The organism is Sphingomonas sp. LC-1 (genome assembly GCF_025371035.1).
Classification (GTDB): Bacteria; Pseudomonadota; Alphaproteobacteria; order Sphingomonadales; family Sphingomonadaceae; genus Sphingomonas; species Sphingomonas sanguinis_E.
In genome coordinates, this window is sequence record NZ_JANZXB010000002.1 from 152,934 (window position 1) to 164,834 (window position 11,901).

The 11,901-nt window shown below is 66.0% G+C and carries 13 protein-coding genes; 6 read left to right on the forward strand and 7 right to left on the reverse strand.

Features of this window, described 5'->3' with window-relative positions; all coding sequences use genetic code 11:
* Positions 1-125 precede the first annotated feature (125 nt).
* The 4 genes from NZL82_RS03490 to gltX form a co-directional block, all read right to left on the reverse strand.
* Entirely contained in the window at positions 126-293 is a 168-nt protein-coding gene (locus NZL82_RS03490) for a Trm112 family protein (protein WP_230483936.1), read from the reverse strand.
* The gene (locus NZL82_RS03495; protein WP_261268390.1) at positions 290-895 is read right to left on the reverse strand and encodes an LON peptidase substrate-binding domain-containing protein; all 606 of its coding nucleotides are present in this window, start codon (positions 893-895) and stop codon (positions 290-292) included. Before NZL82_RS03495 ends, NZL82_RS03490 begins: the two co-directional genes overlap by 4 nt.
* Before the next feature lie 6 nt (positions 896-901).
* A complete protein-coding gene (locus NZL82_RS03500) occupies positions 902-1,798 on the reverse strand; it encodes a tetratricopeptide repeat protein (RefSeq protein WP_261268650.1) in 897 nt (298 codons plus the stop codon).
* A gap of 86 nt (positions 1,799-1,884) precedes the next feature.
* Positions 1,885-3,210 carry a glutamate--tRNA ligase gene (gene gltX, locus NZL82_RS03505; RefSeq protein WP_261268391.1) on the reverse strand — a complete coding sequence of 442 codons (1,326 nt, stop codon included), beginning with the start codon at positions 3,208-3,210 and terminating at the stop codon, positions 1,885-1,887.
* Between the two features lie 97 nt (positions 3,211-3,307).
* On the opposite strand from gltX, the gene NZL82_RS03510 reads away from it, so the two are divergent.
* Positions 3,308-4,243 carry a ribose-phosphate pyrophosphokinase gene (locus NZL82_RS03510; RefSeq protein ID WP_261268392.1) on the forward strand — a complete coding sequence of 312 codons (936 nt, stop codon included), beginning with the start codon at positions 3,308-3,310 and terminating at the stop codon, positions 4,241-4,243.
* A 530-nt stretch (positions 4,244-4,773) separates the two neighbouring features.
* Here the strand turns inward: NZL82_RS03510 and NZL82_RS03515 are convergent.
* Together NZL82_RS03515 and NZL82_RS03520 are read right to left on the reverse strand one after the other, a co-directional pair.
* The gene (locus tag NZL82_RS03515; RefSeq protein ID WP_261268393.1) at positions 4,774-5,106 is read right to left on the reverse strand and encodes a pilus assembly protein PilZ; all 333 of its coding nucleotides are present in this window, start codon (positions 5,104-5,106) and stop codon (positions 4,774-4,776) included.
* A 27-nt stretch (positions 5,107-5,133) separates the two neighbouring features.
* Positions 5,134-5,667, reverse strand: coding sequence for a sterol desaturase family protein (locus NZL82_RS03520; protein ID WP_261268651.1), 534 nt, complete (start codon positions 5,665-5,667; stop codon positions 5,134-5,136).
* 195 nt (positions 5,668-5,862) lie between these two features.
* Here NZL82_RS03520 and sucC point away from each other — a divergent pair, with 195 nt between their 5' ends.
* From sucC to NZL82_RS03545, 5 genes are all read left to right on the forward strand, one after another.
* A complete protein-coding gene (sucC, locus tag NZL82_RS03525; RefSeq protein WP_056438953.1) occupies positions 5,863-7,062 on the forward strand; it encodes an ADP-forming succinate--CoA ligase subunit beta in 1,200 nt (399 codons plus the stop codon).
* 153 nt (positions 7,063-7,215) lie between these two features.
* Positions 7,216-7,965 (forward strand): electron transfer flavoprotein subunit beta/FixA family protein, encoded by a 750-nt coding sequence (locus NZL82_RS03530; protein ID WP_261268394.1) that lies wholly within the window; start codon positions 7,216-7,218, stop codon positions 7,963-7,965.
* Entirely contained in the window at positions 7,962-8,891 is a 930-nt protein-coding gene (locus tag NZL82_RS03535; protein WP_261268395.1) for an electron transfer flavoprotein subunit alpha/FixB family protein, read from the forward strand. The genes NZL82_RS03530 and NZL82_RS03535 overlap by 4 nt, the downstream gene beginning before the upstream one ends.
* A gap of 256 nt (positions 8,892-9,147) precedes the next feature.
* Positions 9,148-9,426, forward strand: coding sequence for an acylphosphatase (locus NZL82_RS03540; RefSeq protein ID WP_261268396.1), 279 nt, complete (start codon positions 9,148-9,150; stop codon positions 9,424-9,426).
* Positions 9,423-10,649, forward strand: a complete 1,227-nt coding sequence (locus NZL82_RS03545; RefSeq protein ID WP_261268397.1) for a dipeptidase — start codon at positions 9,423-9,425, stop codon at positions 10,647-10,649. The genes NZL82_RS03540 and NZL82_RS03545 overlap by 4 nt, the downstream gene beginning before the upstream one ends.
* Here NZL82_RS03545 and NZL82_RS03550 read toward each other — a convergent pair.
* Positions 10,603-11,808: an MFS transporter gene (locus NZL82_RS03550; RefSeq protein ID WP_261268398.1), complete on the reverse strand. Its 1,206-nt coding sequence runs from the start codon at positions 11,806-11,808 to the stop codon at positions 10,603-10,605. The genes NZL82_RS03545 and NZL82_RS03550 overlap by 47 nt on opposite strands.
* Between the last annotated feature and the right edge of the window lie 93 nt (positions 11,809-11,901).

The window sequence follows — 11,901 nt, forward strand, 5'->3', positions numbered from 1 at the left end:
CCCATCCTCCGTTCAGCCTGAGCGAAGTCGAAGGCCAAGAGAAACCCTATCCGCCAACGCGGAACGTGCACTTCGACTTCGCTCAATGCGAACGGAGGTGGGGGTTGGTTGAACTAAGACGGGAATCAGATTTCCCGCGCTTCCTCGACCAGCATCACCGGCACGCCGTCGCGGATCGGATAGGCCAGCCCCGCCGCCTCCGACACCAGTTCCTGCGCAGCTTCGTCATAGCGTAGCGGCGTCCGCGTCACCGGGCAGACGAGTCGTTCGAGCAGCCACGGGTCCAGGCTCATTGCAGCGTCACCCGATCCTCGCCGTCATGGCGACCGAAAAATTGCATCAACTGGATGATCAGCTCGGCGCGCTGCTCCAGATCGGGGGCTTCCAGCAACGCCTGTTTCGCGGCGATGTCGAAGGGCGCGATCTGGGCGATGCCGTTGACCAGGCTCTCATCGTCCAGCCGACCGACCGCGTCCCAGTCGACCGCATAGCCCTGTAGATCGGCGAAGCGGCGCGATTCCTGTTCCAGCGAGGCGCGGCGGCCCAGCGACAACAGGTCTTCGTCCACCACGGGCAGCAGCTCTGCCTCGACCTGGCGAAACGGCGTCGTCACCTCCAGCTCACGGACGATGCGGAACAGCGACACGCCCTCCAGCACCAGATTGTAACGGCCGTCCTCCATCGCCTCGACCTCGGCGATACGGCCGACGCAGCCGGTCGCATAGAGCGAGGGCTTGTCCCCCTCGCCCGATGGTTGGACCATGCCGATCCGCCGGTCACGCGCCATCGCGTCGGATACCAGCGCCCGGTAGCGCGGCTCGAAGATGTGCAGCGGCAACGGCATCCCCGGAAAGAGGATCGCGCCCGCCAGCGGAAAGATCGAGAGCCGCGCCATCCGCTCTTATCCGAACAGGATGGCGGACAGGCGCCGCCGCTGCTGGGACACCCAGGGATCGGTCATGCCGACAACCTCGAACAGCTTGAGCAACTGCTGACGCGCAGCATCCTCGTTCCAGCTGCGATCGGCCGCGACGATGTGGAGCAGATTGTCCGCCGCCCCGTCACGGTCCCCCGCCGCCATCTGCGCATTCGCCAGCGCGAACCGCTTTTCATGATCGTCTGGGTTGGCGGCGACTTCATCGGCCAATCCGGCATAGTCCGCCGCCGGAGGTGCCGAGCGGGCCAGCGCCACGGCGGCGACGGCGCGGTGGATGGCGGGGTCGTTCGCCAACGTCTCGGGCAACGCATCCACCGCCGCTTCCGCCTCGTCCACCTGTCCGGCGGCGATCAGCGCCCGGATGCGACCGGACAGAACGGCGGGGTGATCGGGTGCCATGTCGAGCAGCTGGTCGAAGATCGACAGCGCGCGTTCGGCGTCGCCGGCCTCGAGCACTTCCTCGCCCATCGCGATCAACGGTTCCAGCTCCGCCGCCGCATCCGCTGCCTCCGACTGGATCGGCAATTGCTTGAGCAACTGGTCGAGCATGGTGCGCAGCGCGCTTTCAGTGCGCGCGCTGGTCAGGTCGGCGACCAGCTGTCCCTGGAACATCGCATAGACGGTCGGGATCGAGCGGATCTGGAATTGGTTGGCGATGAACTGGTTCTTGTCGGTGTCGATCTTGGCCAGCACGACGCCCTTGTCGGCATAGGCCTCGGCCACCTTCTCCAGCGTCGGGCCCAGCGCCTTGCACGGCCCACACCATTCCGCCCAGAAATCGAGGATGACCAGCTTGGTCATCGACGGCTCTACGACATCGCGGCGGAAGGCGGTGACGGCCTCCTTCTCGGCGGGCGACATTCCCAACGTGGCCAAAAGACGCTCCTTTACGTGTTGCCCGCCCTATGTGGGCGAGGGGATGCGGTAATGAAAGGCCGTTCGGTAAATCAGGCCCACAGACGCGCGACCGTCCGCTCGCGCCCGATCAGCGGCAGCAGCGCGGCCATGTCCGGTCCCTGCGCCCGCCCGGTCAGCGCGAGTCGCAACGGCAGGAACAGCGTCTTGCCCTTGCGCCCGGTCGCGTCCTTCAGCGCGGCGGTGAGCGCATGCCAGGGGTCGCTCGCCCAGTCGATTTCGCCCGCAACCTGCGCCGCCTGCGCCAGATAGGCGCGGTCGTCCTCGGCAGGTTCGGAGGCCTCGACCGGTCCCTCGATCACCTGCCACCAGTCGGCAGCTTCCGCGACGGTGGAAAGATTGGGGCGCACCGCCTCCCATTCCGCCGCGCCCATGCCGGTCGGCAGGCGATCGGCGACCGCGTCATAGGGCGTCTGGTGGAGGATGCGCGCGTTCAGTTGCGCCAGTTCCGCCTCGTCGAACCGCGCCGGTGCCCGACCGAAGCGCGAAAAGTCGAATCCGGCGATCAGGGGGGCCATGTCGGCGACCGGCTCGACCGGATCGCTGGTCCCGATCCGTGCGAGGAGCGCACGCACCGCCTGCGGCTCGATGCCGATCTCGCGAAAGTGATCGACGCCCAGCGAGCCGAGTCGCTTGGACAGCTTGCCCTCATTGCCGGTCAGCAACGCAGCATGGGCGAAGCGGGGCAGTTCCGCCCCCAGCGCCTGGAACATCTGAATCTGGAGCGCGGTATTGGAGACGTGATCCTCGCCACGCACCACCTGGGTCACGCCCATGTCGATGTCGTCGATGACCGAGGGGAGCATGTAGAGCCACGTGCCGTCGGCGCGGCGGATCACCGGATCGCTCATCGTCGCCGGATCGAAGCGCTGGGCTCCGCGCACCGCATCGTCCCATTCGATGGCTGCGCCGTGATCGAGCTTGAACCGCCAGTGCGGGCGAACGCCCTCACCCTCTAGCTTGGCACGATCCTCGTTGCTCAGGGCCAGCGCGGCGCGGTCATAGACCGGCGGCAGACCCCGCCCGAGCTGAATCTTGCGCTTCAGGTCCAGTTCCTGCGCGCTCTCATAGGCGGGATAGACATGGCCGCCCGCGACCAATTCGGTGAAGCGCGCCTCGTATAGCGCGAAACGCTGCGACTGGCGCACCTCCGCATCCGGGATCAGGCCCAGCCACGCCAAATCGGCCCGGATCGCATCGACATAGCGTTCCTCGCTCCGCTCGGCATCGGTGTCGTCGATACGCAGCAGGAAGCGGCCGCCGGTGCTTTGAGCGTACATCCAATTGTGGAGCGCGGTGCGGATATTGCCGACATGCAGCCGCCCGGTGGGCGAGGGAGCGAAACGGGTCACGGTCATGCCCCGCGCCATAATCCGGGAATCGCCTTTGCGCTATTGTGACAGCGCGATTAAAGGGGCCGCGATCAGAGACTGTCTGCGGGGACGGGGTAGTAGCATGAAGTTGATGACCGGCAATTCGAACCTGCCGCTGGCCAAAGCGGTTTCGGCCTATCTGGAAGTGCCGCTGACCGAGGCCCTTGTCCGCCGTTTCGCCGATGAGGAAATCTTCGTCGAGATCCAGGAAAATGTCCGCGGCGAGGACGTGTTCGTGATCCAGTCGACCGGCTATCCGGTGAACGACAACCTCATGGAATTGCTGATCATGATCGACGCGCTGAAGCGTGCGTCGGCGCGGCGGATCACGGCAGTCATCCCCTATTTCGGCTATGCGCGCCAGGATCGAAAGCCCGGCCCGCGCACGCCGATCTCGGCCAAGCTGGTCGCCAATCTGATCACGGTCGCGGGCGCCGACCGCGTCCTGTCGGTTGATCTCCATGCCGGTCAGATCCAAGGATTCTTCGATATCCCGACCGACAATCTCTATGCTGCGCCGGTCATGTCGGCGGACATTCTCGCGCGGTTCAAGAACGACAATCTCATGGTCGTCTCGCCCGACGTGGGCGGCGTGGTCCGCGCGCGCCAGCTTGCCAAGCGGCTGAACAACGCGCCGCTGGCCATCGTCGACAAGCGTCGCGAGCGTGCAGGCGAGTCGGAGGTGATGAACATCATCGGTGACGTCGAAGGGCGCTTCTGCATCCTGATCGACGACATCGTCGACTCGGCGGGGACGCTGTGCAACGCCGCCGCCGCGCTGCGTCAGGCGGGGGCGCAGGATGTCGTCGCCTATGTCACCCATGGCGTCCTGTCGGGCGGCGCGGTGGCGCGCGTCGATGGCTCGGAGCTGCGCGAGCTGGTGATCACCGACTCGATCGGGAATCACGAGTCGATCAACGCCACCGGCAAGATCCGCCACCTGCCGATCGCCCCGCTGCTGGGCGAGGCGATCAAGCGTATCGCGGACGAGACGAGCGTTTCGAGCCTGTTCGATTGATGCTATGGGGCGAAGGTCGAAACCGGCCTTCGCCTTGGATCGCCGGACGCATGGAGTGGATGCGGATGGCTCTATTCCCGAAAATCCAAAGCCCTTGCCCCTATCCGGGCAAGCTCGATGACATCGTGACAGCGGGGCGCTGCTCGCTTTGCGACAAGGTCGTCCATGATCTGACGAGCATGAGCGACGACCAGCGACGCCACCTGGTCGAGTCGAATTCTGGAAATCTTTGCGTCCGCTATACGGTATTGCGGCCTGCGCTCGCCGCGATGGCGCTGGGGGCCATGAGTGTGGGGACTACGGTTGCGACAGCGGCGGAGCGCCCGATTGCGACGACTCGGCATTCGGGTGGCAAGGTAGCCAAAACCACCAGGGCGAGGGCACACCGAGTCCCGGTGATTCCAGTTATATTCGCAGGTGCACCTTTGCCCATAACGTCTGCGGAACCGGAAAAGCCAGCAAGGGGTCGGGCCGATCCACCCAACGTCACATGGACTCAGGAAATACCGGCGCCCAATGGCGACTGAAAATCAGCGATTCCCCAAGCCGACGATATGTTCGAACACCGCCGGGTGAAGCGGCTTCGAAAAGGCGCAACCATATCGGAACCGGTCGCGCCATGCGATCACCGCCTCCAGTGGCGCCAAGCCCGGCACGGTCAGCCAGACGATGGTGCCCGGCCAAAGAGTGAAGCTGGTTTCGGCGCGAAAGCCTTCGGGCGACAGATCGACCACGTCGATCTCGAACCGGGTCTGCCCTTTGTCGCGCAAATGGGCGCGCATCCGCACCGCATGGCGTAGCGAACGGCGAAGATCCTGGCCGGCAACCGGCTCGAACGGCGGGGTAAAGACCGGTTTTTCCATAGTGCCTTCATCTTATCCGAAAGAAGGTTACTTTTCCGACAACGCCGCATCCCGCTCGGGCGGCGCACCCGCCGGGCGACGCACCCCCGCCCGCGACCGCCGCTTCAATTCGGCCTTCAACGCTTCAGGCCTGGGCGCGACCAGAAAGCCGAAGCTGACCGTGCCATGTTTGGTCTCGACGACATGGTGCAGCCGGTGCGCCTGGATGATGCGCTTCATATACTCGGATTTGGGCAGATAGCGGCTCGGCAGGCGCTTATGCACGATCACGTCGTGAAAGCCGAAATAGATGGCGCCATAAGCCGCGATCCCCGCCCCGATCCAGGTGAAGCCCGGCCACCAGCCCAGCTGCGCGCCGCCCAGGATCATCACGAAGGAGGGCACCGCGAAGATCGCCGCGTACAGGTCGTTCAATTCCCAATTGCCGGTGCGCGGGCGATGGTGGCTTTCATGCAGGAACCAGCCGGGCCCATGCATGATCCAGCGATGCGCCGCATAGGCGAATCCCTCCATGAAGATCACGGTGCCGAGAAACAGGAGGATACCGAAAGCCCAATGCATGACGGTGCTATAACGCATATGCGATGATTTTGCGCACAATTCCCTTCATCGCCGCCATCGAACGCCCTGACCGATTGCAAATCGCATCTGCGATGCAATTGCAATAAAGCGGTTTCGGGGTGGATTTACCGCCCGGCCTGTGCTTTAGCCGCAACCAATTTCCCTAGAACCACCCGAGAGGCGGAAGGCTAGCGTATGAACATCCACGAATATCAGGCCAAGGAATTGCTCGCCAAGTTCGGCGTGCCCGTCCCCGCCGGCTTCGCCGCGATGACCGTCGAAGAGGCCGTCGAGGCGTCGTCCAAGCTCCCCGGACCGCTCTACGTCGTCAAGGCGCAGATCCATGCGGGCGGCCGCGGCAAGGGCAAGTTCAAGGAACTCGGCCCCGACGCCAAGGGCGGTGTCCGCCTCGCCAAGACCGCCGAGGAAGTGCGCGCGGCTGCGACCGACATGCTGGGCAACACGCTGGTCACCATCCAGACCGGCGAAGCGGGCAAGCAGGTCAACCGCCTGTACGTGACCGACGGCGTCGACATCGCCAAGGAATTCTACCTCGCGCTGCTCGTCAACCGCGCGACCGGCCGCGTCTCGATGGTCGCCTCGACCGAGGGCGGCATGGACATCGAGACCGTGGCGCATGACACGCCCGAGAAGATCCACTCGATCGACATCGACACCGCGACCGGTTTCATGCCGCATCACGGCCGCGCCGTCGCCGCCGCGCTGGAGCTGACCGGTGACCTCGCCAAGCAGGCCGCCAATGTCGCGTCGAAGCTGTACGCCGCGTTCCTGGGCACGGATGCCGAGCAGATCGAGATCAACCCGCTCGCCGTCACCGAGGACGGCAAGCTGATGGTGCTCGACGCCAAGGTCGGCTTCGATGGCAACGCCATGTTCCGTCACAAGGACCTGATGGAACTGCGCGACACCACCGAAGAAGACGCGATGGAGCTGGAGGCGTCGAAGTACGACCTGGCGTACATCAAGCTCGACGGTGACATCGGCTGCATGGTCAACGGCGCTGGCCTCGCCATGGCGACGATGGACATCATCAAGCTGAACGGCATGTTCCCGGCCAACTTCCTCGACGTCGGCGGCGGCGCGAACAAGGAGAAGGTCACCGCGGCGTTCAAGATCATCCTGAGCGATCCCGCCGTGAAGGGCATCCTGGTCAACATCTTCGGCGGCATCATGCGCTGCGACATCATCGCCGACGGCATCGTCGCGGCGGCGAAGGAAGTGAACTTGCAGGTTCCGCTGGTCGTGCGCCTCGAGGGCACGAATGTCGAGAAGGGCAAGGAAATCCTCGCCAATTCGGGTCTCGCCATCGTCCCCGCCAACGATCTGGGCGACGCCGCCAAGAAGATCGTCGCCGAGGTTCAGAAGGTCGCCTAAACCGCACCTTTGGCCCTGACGGACCGATATAGGGGGGCTCGGGCGGAAACGTCCGGGCCCCTTTCTCGTTGGTCGGGCGTAACTCTTGCGATGCGGTCGCAAGCCCGCCAAAGACGGCGGCATGATGGGCTATCCAGCCGGGAAGGAATCGCGATGAAGATCGTCGTGCCCGTGAAGCGGGTGTTGGACTATAACGTGAAACCGCGTGTGAAGGCGGACGGGACGGGCGTCGACCTGGCGAACGTGAAGATGTCGATGAACCCGTTCGACGAGATCGCGGTGGAAGAGGCGATCCGGCTGAAAGAGAAGGGGGCGGCGACGGAAGTGGTCGTCGTCTCGATCGGCGAGCCTAAGGCGGCGGACACGCTGCGCACCGCGCTCGCCATGGGGGCAGACCGGGCGGTGCTGATCACCGCCGACCAGGCACCCGAGCCGCTGGGCGTCGCCAAGCTGCTCGCCAAGGTGGTCGAGGAGGAACAGCCCGGCCTCGTGATCCTGGGCAAGCAGGCGATCGACGGCGACAACAACCAGACCGGCCAGATGCTGGCCGGGCTGCTCGGCTGGGCGCAGGGCACGTTCGCGTCGAAGATCGAGATCGAGGGTGAGACGGCCAACGTCACCCGTGAGGTCGATGGCGGTCTGGAGACGGTGGCGCTCACGCTGCCCGCGATCGTCACCACCGACCTGCGCCTGAACGAACCGCGCTATGCGTCGCTCCCCAACATCATGAAGGCCAAGTCCAAGCCGATGGCGACCAAGACGGCGGCCGATTACGGCGTCGACATCGCGCCCCGGCTGACGATCACCCATGTCGCCGAGCCGGGCAAGCGCCAGGCGGGCGTCAAGGTCGGCTCGGTCGATGAACTCGTGGAAAAGCTCAAGGCACTGGGAGTGGCCAAGTGAAGACGCTGGTTTGGGTCGAGCATGACGGCGGGACCGTCAAGGATGCCACGCTGGCGACCGTCACGGCGGCGGCCAAGCTGGGCGAGGTGCACCTGATCGTCGCCGGGCAGGGCGTCGACGGCGTGGCGCAGGCCGCCGCGGAGATCGCGGGCGTCGGCAAGGTCCATGTCGCGGACGACGCGGCCTATGCGAACGCGCTGGCTGAGAATGTCGCGCCGCTGATCGCCGAGCTGATGGGCCATCACGACGCGTTCCTCGCGCCGTCGACCACGACGGGCAAGAACATCGCGCCGCGCGTCGCAGCCCTCATCGACGTGATGCAGATCAGCGACATATTGTCGGTCGAGGGACCGGACAGCTTCACCCGGCCCATCTATGCGGGCAATGCCATCGCGACCGTAAAGACCAGCGACACCAAGCTGGTCCTGACAGTGCGCACCACCGCCTTCGAAAAGGCGGCGGCCGAGGGCGGATCGGGCACCATCGAGGCCATCCCGACCACGGGCGATGCGGCCAAGTCGCGCTTCGTCGGTGCCGAGAAGGCCGAGAATGCCCGTCCCGAACTGACCAGCGCCAAGGTCATCGTCTCGGGTGGTCGCGCGCTGGGTTCGGAAGAGCAGTTCCATGCGCTGATCGACCCGCTGGCCGACAAGCTGGGCGCCGCTGTCGGCGCGAGCCGCGCGGCGGTCGATGCGGGCTATGCCCCCAACGACTATCAGGTCGGCCAGACCGGCAAGATCGTGGCACCCGAAGTCTATGTCGCGGTCGGCATCTCGGGCGCGATCCAGCATCTGGCGGGCATGAAGGACTCCAAGGTCATCGTCGCGATCAACAAGGACGAGGACGCCCCCATCTTCCAGGTCGCCGATATCGGCCTGGTCGGCGACCTCTTCACCGTCGTGCCCGAACTGACCGAAAAGGTCTAAGGCCTTTGTTCGCGCAGAGGCGCGGAGGACGCAGAGAAGAACAGACACGTCTTCTCCGCGAGCTCTGCGCCTCCCCGCGAACCAGGATTCCTCCCCTGCAAGGGGATGGGACCTGGGGCGCATCGCGGGAGGGGCGTGCCAGGTCGAACCCGCCCACGGGGTCGAGGATGGTCGGGACATTCCACCCTGCCACCGCCCCATGCACAGGAGGAATAGGGGACTTCCCTTTGTCCCCCTCCCACGCGACAGTCAGCGTATGGTCGGTCGTCATCTCCGCATTACCGGGCGCGTGCAGGGCGTGGGCTATCGTGAGTGGTTCCGGACCCGCGCCGATTCGCTGGGACTGACCGGCTGGGTCCGCAACCGCGCGGACGGTTCGGTCGAAGCGCTGGTCCAAGGCGATAACGCGGCCCTGACCCGGATGATCGCCGAGGCCGCCGACGGTCCGCCCGCCGCCCGGGTCGCGCACGTCGTGCCAAGCGACGCGCCGCTCGACCCCGCGCTCACCCATTTCGAACGGAGGCCCACGCTATGATCGTGCTTTTTCTTGCTCAGGCCGCCATGGCCGATGCCGCCGTCACGCGCCGGGTCGAAACGGTCCTGGCCCGGGCGCCGATCGTCGATGGGCATAACGACCTGCCCTGGGAATTGCGCGACTCCGGCGTTCCACCCGAGTCGCCCGCACTCGACACCGGCACCACCGCCCTGCCTCATCCGTTTCAGACCGACCTGCCGCGGTTGAAGCGCGGCGGTGTTGGCGGGCAGTTCTGGTCGGTGTGGATTCCCGCCGATGTCACGGGTCCGCGCGCGGTGGAGATGACGCTGGAGCAGATCGACCGCGTCCACCGCCTCGTCGCCCCGCATCCGGACCGGATGGCGATGGCCCGCACAGCAGAGGATATGCGCCGCATCGCCCGCTCCGGCAAAGTCGCGTCGCTGATCGGGGTCGAGGGTGGCCACCAGATCGACGGGCGGCTGTCGGTGCTGCGTCAGTATCGGACGCTGGGCGTCGCCTATATGACGCTGACCCATGGCCACAGCCTGGCCTGGGCCGATTCCTCGACCGATGCGCCGATCGCCAACGGCCTCACCCCGTTCGGCCGCGCGGTCGTCGCCGAGATGAACCGAATCGGCATGATCGTCGATGTCGCGCATGTCTCGGACGCGACGATGGCGGCGGTGCTCGACACCAGCAAGGCGCCGGTCATCGCCTCCCATTCCGACGCGCGCGCGCTGGCGGATGCGCCGCGCAACATCCCCGACGACCTGCTCCGTCGGATCGGCGCAGGCGGCGGCGTGGTGATGGTCAATTGCTACCCCGCCTTCCTGTCGAGCGACTGGCGCGCCTGGGATCGGACGCGCACCGCCTATGCCAAGTCGGTCGGGGTGGCCGCCAATGTCTATGGCCCGCGCAGTCCCGCGCCGCTGATCGCCTGGGATGCCGCCAATCCACCCCCACGCGTGACGGCGGCGATGGTCGCGGACCATATCGCGCACATCGCCCAGGTGGCAGGGCGCGGCGCGGTCGGCTTCGGCGGCGATTATGACGGGATCAACGGCACCGGGCCGGAGAACATGACCGGCGTGGACGGCTATCCGCTGGTGCTGGCCGAACTGGTCCGGCGCGGCTGGAGCGATGCCGACCTCGCCGCGCTGACCAGCGGCAACATCCTTCGCGTCATGGAAAAGGTAGACGCGGTGGCGAAAAGCCTCAGTGCGACAGCACCGGACGATTCGATCGATCCGCTGGCCCGCTGAGCGTGTCTCCGGCGAATCGCATCGCGACCAGCCAGATCGCAAAGCCGCCCAGCGCCAGCGCACAGCCGACATAGCCGGTCGAGGTCCAGCCCAGTCCCTGCGCGATCGCCAGGCCGCCTGCCCATGGGCCAATGGCGTTGGCGGTGTTGAACGCCGAATGGTTGAGCGCGGCGGCCAGCCCCTGCCCCTCGCCCGCCACGTCCATCAACCGCGTCTGGAGCACGGTGCCGAGCGCGCCGCCCAGGCCGATGGCAAAGACATTGGGCAGGATCGTCCAGAGGCTTCCCGCCGCCAGCGGATAGAGCGCCAGCATCGCCGCCGACCAGAGCAGCAACCCACCCGCCGTCGGCATCAACGCCCGGTCGGCAAAGCGCGGCACGACGATATTGCCGATCGTCATGCCCATGCCGAACACCGCCAGCACCAGCGGGATCGTCGCGGTGGACGCCCCCGTCACCTCGGTCAGCGTCGCGGCGAGATAGGTATAGACCGCGAACATACCGCCAAAGCCGATCGCCCCGATCGCCAGCGTCAACCACACCTGGCCCCGGCCCAGCGCCGCCAGTTCGCGCCGGATCGTCGCCCCCTGCTCCGGCCGGTCGTGCGGCGCGGCGATGGCGACCAGCGTGGCGGTCAGCAGCGCCAGCGCGGCGACGACGCCAAAGACCCAGCGCCAGTTGAGCCACTGACCCAGCATCTGCGCCAGTGGCACCCCCACCACCGTCGCCACGGTCAGGCCCAGCATGATACGCCCCACCGCCACCGTCCGCCGTTCATCGGGGACGAGGGAGGCGGCGACCAGTGCGGCGATACCGAAATAGGCTCCGTGCGGAAGGCCGCTGAGAAAGCGGAAGGCGAGCATCCAGTGATAATCGGGCGCCATCGCCGACAGGCCGTTGCCGATCGCGAACATCAGCATCAGCGCGATCAGCAGGGTCCGCCGCGCCATCCGCGCCGACAGCACCGCCAGCATCGGCGCACCCACCACCACGCCCAGCGCATAGGCGCTGATGACATGCCCCGCGGTCGGCGCATCGATATGCAGCCCGCGCGCGAGGTCCGGCTCCAGGCTCATCGCGGCGAATTCGGTAGTGCCGATCGCGAAACCGCCCACCGCCAGCGCAGCGTGGACGATGCCGGGGGAGAATGTCCGGGGCATGAGAATCCTTTCATCACGCATATGTTGCACCGCAACACGATGCGCAACCGACAGCTTGCTTCCGTGACAATGATTTCCAAAGAGAATTGGCAA

What these genes read in the sequence shown, in the direction of transcription:
- NZL82_RS03490 (WP_230483936.1), bottom strand. Translation starts at nt 293, where the DNA reads ATGAGCCTGGACCCGTGGCTGCTCGAACGACTCGTCTGCCCGGTGACG.
- NZL82_RS03495 (WP_261268390.1), bottom strand. Translation starts at nt 895, where the DNA reads ATGGCGCGGCTCTCGATCTTTCCGCTGGCGGGCGCGATCCTCTTTCCG.
- NZL82_RS03500 (WP_261268650.1), bottom strand. Translation starts at nt 1,798, where the DNA reads ATGTCGCCCGCCGAGAAGGAGGCCGTCACCGCCTTCCGCCGCGATGTC.
- gltX (WP_261268391.1), bottom strand. Translation starts at nt 3,210, where the DNA reads ATGACCGTGACCCGTTTCGCTCCCTCGCCCACCGGGCGGCTGCATGTC.
- NZL82_RS03510 (WP_261268392.1), top strand. Translation starts at nt 3,308, where the DNA reads ATGAAGTTGATGACCGGCAATTCGAACCTGCCGCTGGCCAAAGCGGTT.
- NZL82_RS03515 (WP_261268393.1), bottom strand. Translation starts at nt 5,106, where the DNA reads ATGGAAAAACCGGTCTTTACCCCGCCGTTCGAGCCGGTTGCCGGCCAG.
- NZL82_RS03520 (WP_261268651.1), bottom strand. Translation starts at nt 5,667, where the DNA reads ATGCATTGGGCTTTCGGTATCCTCCTGTTTCTCGGCACCGTGATCTTC.
- sucC (WP_056438953.1), top strand. Translation starts at nt 5,863, where the DNA reads ATGAACATCCACGAATATCAGGCCAAGGAATTGCTCGCCAAGTTCGGC.
- NZL82_RS03530 (WP_261268394.1), top strand. Translation starts at nt 7,216, where the DNA reads ATGAAGATCGTCGTGCCCGTGAAGCGGGTGTTGGACTATAACGTGAAA.
- NZL82_RS03540 (WP_261268396.1), top strand. Translation starts at nt 9,148, where the DNA reads ATGGTCGGTCGTCATCTCCGCATTACCGGGCGCGTGCAGGGCGTGGGC.
- NZL82_RS03545 (WP_261268397.1), top strand. Translation starts at nt 9,423, where the DNA reads ATGATCGTGCTTTTTCTTGCTCAGGCCGCCATGGCCGATGCCGCCGTC.
- NZL82_RS03550 (WP_261268398.1), bottom strand. Translation starts at nt 11,808, where the DNA reads ATGCCCCGGACATTCTCCCCCGGCATCGTCCACGCTGCGCTGGCGGTG.